The organism is Bremerella cremea, from assembly GCF_003335505.1.
GTDB classification, from domain to species: Bacteria; Planctomycetota; Planctomycetia; order Pirellulales; family Pirellulaceae; genus Bremerella; species Bremerella cremea_A.
Genome location: NZ_QPEX01000020.1, coordinates 1 through 6,104, shown reverse-complemented (window position 1 = coordinate 6,104; position 6,104 = coordinate 1). Strand labels below are relative to the sequence as shown.

Annotated in this window: 7 protein-coding genes; 1 reads left to right on the top strand and 6 read right to left on the bottom strand. The window is 52.7% G+C overall.

Annotated elements, in window-relative coordinates; all coding sequences use genetic code 11:
• Positions 1–38 precede the first annotated feature (38 nt).
• From DTL42_RS11280 to DTL42_RS11260, 5 genes are all read right to left on the bottom strand, one after another.
• Complete coding sequence (locus DTL42_RS11280; RefSeq protein WP_158545328.1) at positions 39–1,538, bottom strand: RHS repeat domain-containing protein; 1,500 nt, start codon at positions 1,536–1,538, stop codon at positions 39–41.
• A 102-nt stretch (positions 1,539–1,640) separates the two neighbouring features.
• On the bottom strand, positions 1,641–1,985 hold the full coding sequence (locus DTL42_RS27095) for a type II secretion system protein GspG (RefSeq protein WP_425305520.1): 345 nt from the start codon (positions 1,983–1,985) through the stop codon (positions 1,641–1,643).
• A gap of 65 nt (positions 1,986–2,050) precedes the next feature.
• Entirely contained in the window at positions 2,051–3,658 is a 1,608-nt protein-coding gene (locus DTL42_RS11270) for an RHS repeat-associated core domain-containing protein (protein WP_114368834.1), read from the bottom strand.
• A gap of 309 nt (positions 3,659–3,967) precedes the next feature.
• On the bottom strand, positions 3,968–4,783 hold the full coding sequence (locus tag DTL42_RS11265) for a hypothetical protein (protein ID WP_114368833.1): 816 nt from the start codon (positions 4,781–4,783) through the stop codon (positions 3,968–3,970).
• 175 nt (positions 4,784–4,958) lie between these two features.
• Positions 4,959–5,168 carry a hypothetical protein gene (locus DTL42_RS11260; protein ID WP_147274249.1) on the bottom strand — a complete coding sequence of 70 codons (210 nt, stop codon included), beginning with the start codon at positions 5,166–5,168 and terminating at the stop codon, positions 4,959–4,961.
• 78 nt (positions 5,169–5,246) lie between these two features.
• Between DTL42_RS11260 and DTL42_RS26280 the strand changes: the two genes are divergently transcribed.
• Positions 5,247–5,417, top strand: a complete 171-nt coding sequence (locus DTL42_RS26280; protein ID WP_158545327.1) for a hypothetical protein — start codon at positions 5,247–5,249, stop codon at positions 5,415–5,417.
• Positions 5,418–5,424: 7 nt separating this feature from the next.
• On the opposite strand, the gene DTL42_RS11255 is transcribed toward DTL42_RS26280, so the two are convergent.
• Positions 5,425–5,835: a winged helix-turn-helix domain-containing protein gene (locus DTL42_RS11255; protein ID WP_114368831.1), complete on the bottom strand. Its 411-nt coding sequence runs from the start codon at positions 5,833–5,835 to the stop codon at positions 5,425–5,427.
• Positions 5,836–6,104: the final 269 nt, after the last annotated feature.

Genomic DNA, 6,104 nt, shown 5'->3' with positions numbered 1-6,104 from the left:
AAATCACCGCCGCGTTCCGCCGCCTGGCCCTCAATATTTTAAAGCAGGACACTACCGTCAAAGATAACATCCGCGGAAAACGCCTCCGCGCCGGCTGGGACGAGACGGTGCTGGACAAGATTTATGCTGGTTTTAATGGGGATTGAACATGCGATTGCCCTGTCTGTCCCTCGCAATAGGTTCGAAGCAACAAACTCTGCATATTCCTTTGTTTGACAACCGGCAACACGGATAGTTGCATTTGTCGTATAGTAGAACCCTGGCGACAGATGTGATAGAATGGCCTCATCATATTTTGACCATTTAAAATTCGATGATGCTAGACCTGGACTAATTACAAGGCCGTTTTCATCCAGAGATCCTATGTGAGTGGAGCCTATTGCTCCGTGTCCAATCAGCAACAAGCCTCGGATTGGCGTTTCACCTTTGCCGCTATATTCTTCTAATTTTCTCTTCAAAACACCTAGCTTATAGATATGGAGAGGGGTAACGCTGTTGCTGTCTACAAAGGAACGTTTAAAAAAAGTGAGTGCCTCATCGGTATAATTGCGAGTTTTGTCTGTGCCCACTGCAATTATCAGATTGGCACCTGATGTTGGCTCAAGGTGCTTTGTGTCATAAAGTCCACACGGCACTGCCTTTGCGTCAAAGCCAGAGTTGCTATCGTAAGCGGTCTTAACCTCCTCATCGAGTTCCTCAACCCCAGTCTTTACGGGAATTATTCCCATGACGTTCTCTTGGCGTAGCTTTTTTTCAGGATCTACGAGATCGAGTAGAGCTAGAAAAGTATCGCCAGGATCCGTGGCGCGCCACTCAGTACCACCCTCTTGTGCCCAAAGACCGCTTGGATCCATGAAATAAGTTGCAGCATTACTGACATATCGACTTAGATTCATATCTCCAGCTTCAAACTCGAGCGGATCCTCGCTAACCCACCTCCCAACGGCTGGATCATAGTACCGCTCCCGATTGAGCTGCAAATCACTCTCTTCATCCCGCTCCCGCCCTGTGAACGCGAACAAGAAGTCCACCGCCGCGTTTGCCTCGGCGGTGATATTGCCGAAGGCATTGTAGGTCAGGTGGTTCTGGACCGTCGTCGTATTGGTGCCTGCGTTGTAGTCGGCCACGTCCCGCACCGTGCCCAGGTGGTCGGTCAACGCCCAGAGGACGTCCCCGGCCGAGGCCGTGCTGGTGACTTCTTCGCTGGCCAGGACTTGATCGACGTTGGGGCCGTAGAGGAAGCGGTCGGTTAGGTCGTCCGATTCGTCGAAGGCCAGGAGGATGTGGTCTCCGGCGGCTCCCCGTTCTTGGCGGAGGCCGTCGTAGATGTAGATTTCTTCGGTGGCGGTGCCTGCTCCGTCTCCGTCGGCATCGATCGTTTTTCCGATGCGGCGGTTGAAGATGTCGTAGGTGTAGTCGACTTCGTGGGTGACGGTGCCGCCGCTGGTTTTGGTGGTGATGTTGGTCAGGCGGTTCCCTTCGTCGTAGCCGTAGGTGCTCGTGTTGCGGCTGAGGTTGTCGTAGTTGGCGGAGGGCAAGGGTCTCCCTTTATCTTCTTCGAGCAGAGAAAAAGAGTCCTGCTCCTACCTTTTCCGGCCCCATCTAGCCGTATGGAATACCTGTTTGGAGTATGCAATCCTTTAGTCTTCCTTGACTTCTGGTACCCTGTGTGGGTTACTTGCATCAAAAATAATGGAAAAACGGCAATCTTCTCCGGCACCTCCTGGTGTCCCATCCTTGCCTAAGCTGTAAACCTCGATAATCCTCGCACCATCCGATTTCCATAGAAGCTCTCTACCCCAACCGTCTGTCGTTGAACAATCGCGGTTTTCGATAACTGGCAAATCCTCGAAATCGGCAGGCAACTTGCCGTGTGAATTCCAGTAGTCGCAAATCCGCTTATGCGTCACGTACAAATGACCGGTTGTTATGCTAGTATCTGGGATGACAACCACCCCCACTAAGTGCTTGCATCCGAATGGCATGGCACATGGCACTACAAGGAAGAGTGATACCAGATAGCTACAGCGGGAGTTAAAGGGCATTGCGATCACCTTAGCGGAGCTCTCCAAAGAAGCGCTGCGATGGCATTAAATTCTAGATTAGTATAATTTACACAATTGTACCAAATTGGATCATACCTATCGGCAACTCCTACTCGGTATGTCCTCATGTATACCACCCACGCTTGATCATCTGCGCGTGTAGTTCTAAGTGTGCTAATTATGGCCCGGGGTGCAAACCCCTTTGGCCATTCGTAAATTATTCCCTCGTTCGAGAAGCCAGGAAGTGTAGAAACAAGAAAAGGAAGTGCGGGTATGTTAGTAAATCCTAGCCATGTTCGTGACGCAGGATAGAATTTCAGTGGGTTTTCGACGTCTGTTCGATTTATGAAGCTAAGCGCCACTTTCGTTCCGCTCTTTATCCATCCACCACAATTGTCCAAAATCCATTCATCAACCGCAATATCCTGATGAATAAGTCCAACCAAACCGGAGTCGGGCCTATTCACACCTTTTGTTAAATAAATATCTTGCCCAGACGGATCTGTAAATGATAGCGAATTATTGCCGGCATACCGAGCGATATTCTCGTCCACCGCATCAAACCCAATAGGGTCTTCAGCAACCCACTTCCCAATCGCCGCATCGTAATACCGAGCTCGATTATACTGCAAATCACTCTCTTCATCCCGTTCTCGCCCTGTAAACGCGAGCAGGAAGTCCACCGCCGCGTTTGTCTCGGCGGTGATATTTCCGAAGGCATCGTACGTCAGGTGATTCTGAACCGTCGTCGCGTTGGTGCCTGCGTTGTAGTCGGCCACGTCGCGTACGGTGCCTAGGTGATCGGTCAGTGCCCAGAGGGCATCCCCGGCCGAGGCTGTGCTGGTGACTTCTTCGCTGGCCAGGACTTGGTCGACGTTGGGGCCGTAGAGGAAGCGGTCGGTTAAGTCGTCTGATTCGTCGAAGGCCAGGAGGATGTGGTCGCCTGCGTTGCCTTGTTCTTCTCGCAGGCCGTCGTAGATGTAGATTTCCTCCGTGGCGGTGCCTGCTCCGTCTCCGTCGGCGTCGATCGTTTTCCCGATGCGGCGGTTGAAGATGTCGTAGGTGTAGTCGACTTCGTGGGTGACGGTGCCGCCGCTGGTTTTGGTGGTGATGTTGACCAGGCGGTTGCGGTAGTCCCACGAATACTCGATGACTTCGCCGGTCGAGATATTCGTCTTGGTGAGGCGGTTCCCTTCGTCGTCGTAGGTGAAGTTGTACGTGCCGTCGGAGAGGATTTGGTTGTTGTCGTCGGTCGAGTAACTGCCGCCAGTGCGGTTGCCGTTTTCGTCGTAGGTGTACGACTCGTCGGAGGTCGTGCCGCTGCGATCGGCGCCGGTTAGCTGGTCGGTGTCGTCGTAGGTGTAGGTGGCGTCTTCGGCGGAGTAACCGGCAACCGTGAAATCGGTCAGGCGGTTCCCTTCGTCGTAGCCCCAGGTGTAACCGGCCAGTGTGCTACTGCTGGAGTCGGCGTGGGTCAGGCTGGTGAGGCGATCGGCCGCGTCGTAGCCGTAGGTGCTGGTGGCGACCAGTTCGGTCCCGGCCAGGTCGGCGTAGCGGCTGATGGAGGTAAACTGGTACGCATCTTCCGCATCGTAGCTGAAGTTGGCCCGCATTGCTCTACCCATTTGAGTGGCATGTCACGGGTCGAGCGGAGGAAAAGAGTCCTGACACCTTTTCTTCTCCTCTGACACCTTTTCTTCTCCTATCTAAGAAATGTGCCCCCGTGGTCCGAATAATGGGGTCCACTTCAAAGTTAACGGTAGGCAACCGCCCCAATCGCAAAGAACCACGCCAGATCAAACGCCGCCCGAAACCGTACAAACTCCTCCAGTCAGCCCGAAAGTCAATCAAAACCCGGGAGGCTACAATGAGTTAGAGCTTAAGCTCGTGCCATTCAGGCATGACTCCTTTTCTTGCTCTCATCATAACCGCGTAAACACTTCGCTCCACACTTCACAGGTCATACGCACGTCACAATTACCTAACAAACGAATGACATCTCTCTTTTCTGATTCACTCAAGTTTTCACCGTCTATTTCCAATCTAGTAAGCTTATCCATTTGAAACACAGGAACAAGGTCCTCGAATGTTGGATTGTCTCCCACGTAACTTGATATCCGCAATGCTTGAATTCCGCAATCCAAATTTACAATCGTATGAATATGCTCCGCCGAAATGTCATCGGACTTAACGAATAACTCTGTTAATTTGTCGAAATTGTCAAACCACTTCAAGTCATTCGCCTTTAGCTTAGGAGCAAAAAGCGACAAAGATTCCAGGCCATTGCATTTTCCAATATGCACTATAAGCTCTCGGCAATCATCGCCGAACCAAGTGATTTGAAGCCGCCTAACGCACTTTAGCTTCCCCAAAACAGCAAAGTCGCTTGCTTTCAGGCCGGTCTTCGGGTAGACGAAGATTGATTCGATTTGTTCCAGCTTAGCAAGATCAGCTAAGCTGTCGGAATCAACGTCAAACGGTGCACATGGCCGACCAATCCACACAGCCCACTTGCCTCCAGCGTGCCCCCAGCATGTTATTCCCTGACCGATAGGCGGATCGCGATTGTCAGGAACCTCTTTCGCATTCTCTTGCCCGTGCGCGAGAATCAGGTTCCAATCCGACACACAAATCAGTAGGGCGTAGCAGCAGACTCGCATTACTACCGGGGCAATCACCGCACAGTAACGGGAAAATTGATCTACAGGCATAGTCAACCTCAGTTTCTCTTGGGCCATCCACTATCTTTAGTGGACTTATATCCTCGGATGAAACACGCTATCTTAGGGATTGCTTTGACGCAATTCCATAACGGCGCCTAATGACCGCCGCGAGGGCATTTGCCACTCTTCAGTAACGCACTTAGATTCCCGATCAATGCACGCTGATCATCGACAATATCCCTAGATACAGTCAATAGACATCTTTTATATTCGCACCCAACTTTTCGAGAACGCGGGCTGTTTTGCGGTGGGCACTCAGTTGATCCCACACCACGATCAACTTTCGCTTCAACTCTTGATGCAAATTGTGCACGAACCAGATGAAGTCGATCGCCGTCGCGTTGGGCGGTTGCAACTCGAAGAGCATCTGCACGCGATTCGATTTCGGCGTCCAGGCCACCGCGGTTGGCCTGCTATCAAATTCCTGACCCATTCGTTATGAAGTCTTTCAGCCGATTTTGGCAAGGAGATTTCGACGATGTCAACCAAGAGACGCAAGCGGCATTCGCCTGATCAGATTGTGCGAAAGTTGCGTGACGCGGATGCGATGCTCAACGCAGGTAAAGACTTGGCCGAGGTGCTTCAGTCGCTGGAGGTCAGCCAGTCGACCTACGAGCGGTTGAAGTTGAAACCCGCTTTCGTCGATTAACACCACGCTAGCTCCGCTGTTTCGCCCCCTTTTTGATGCGCGGCCAATCTTCGGCACGCCACGTTTCGATCGCCGCGACGTCTTGTTCGCGGGCTTGCCGTTCCGGTTTCTGACAACTGAAACCGAGGTCGTGCAGAATACGGCAGAGGTGGTCCGGGTTGTACTCGATGCCAAACTTTTCGTGCACCACCTGAGCCACGCGGCGCCTCGTCCACAAATCGGTGGGGAAGCCAGCGGCGAGCTGCTGCTTCTGCCGAGCGTCCAAGCGACACTGCGGCACATGCTGCGGCTTGTTCTTCCAGGTCGAGGCCGTGGTCGACGTCACGCCCACATACTTGACCCGCCACCCTTGGCGAATCAAATCCAGCGCCTTCAACCGCCGAGCCTCAAGCTCGGCCGCCGATCCATGAGGTCGCATGACACACGCCTTTGCAAAATGCCTTGCCGAAGTGCTATTCTACCGGAAGCGAAGCATTTCGGTCGAATGGTAAGCTGGTTGAGTTGCTGGCGCAGTGATCAATAACGCAGCTTCTTACATTGCGGGCGGGTAGGGGTCGTCGACTGAAGTGGACCCCATTATTCGGACCACGGGGCCGCATTTCTTAGATAGAGCTTCTCGCTCACTTCGATCGGTCAGGCCGGTAGACTTGCCAGGGGGTTTTTCGCCCTAGCGACTGGTGTCGCCGA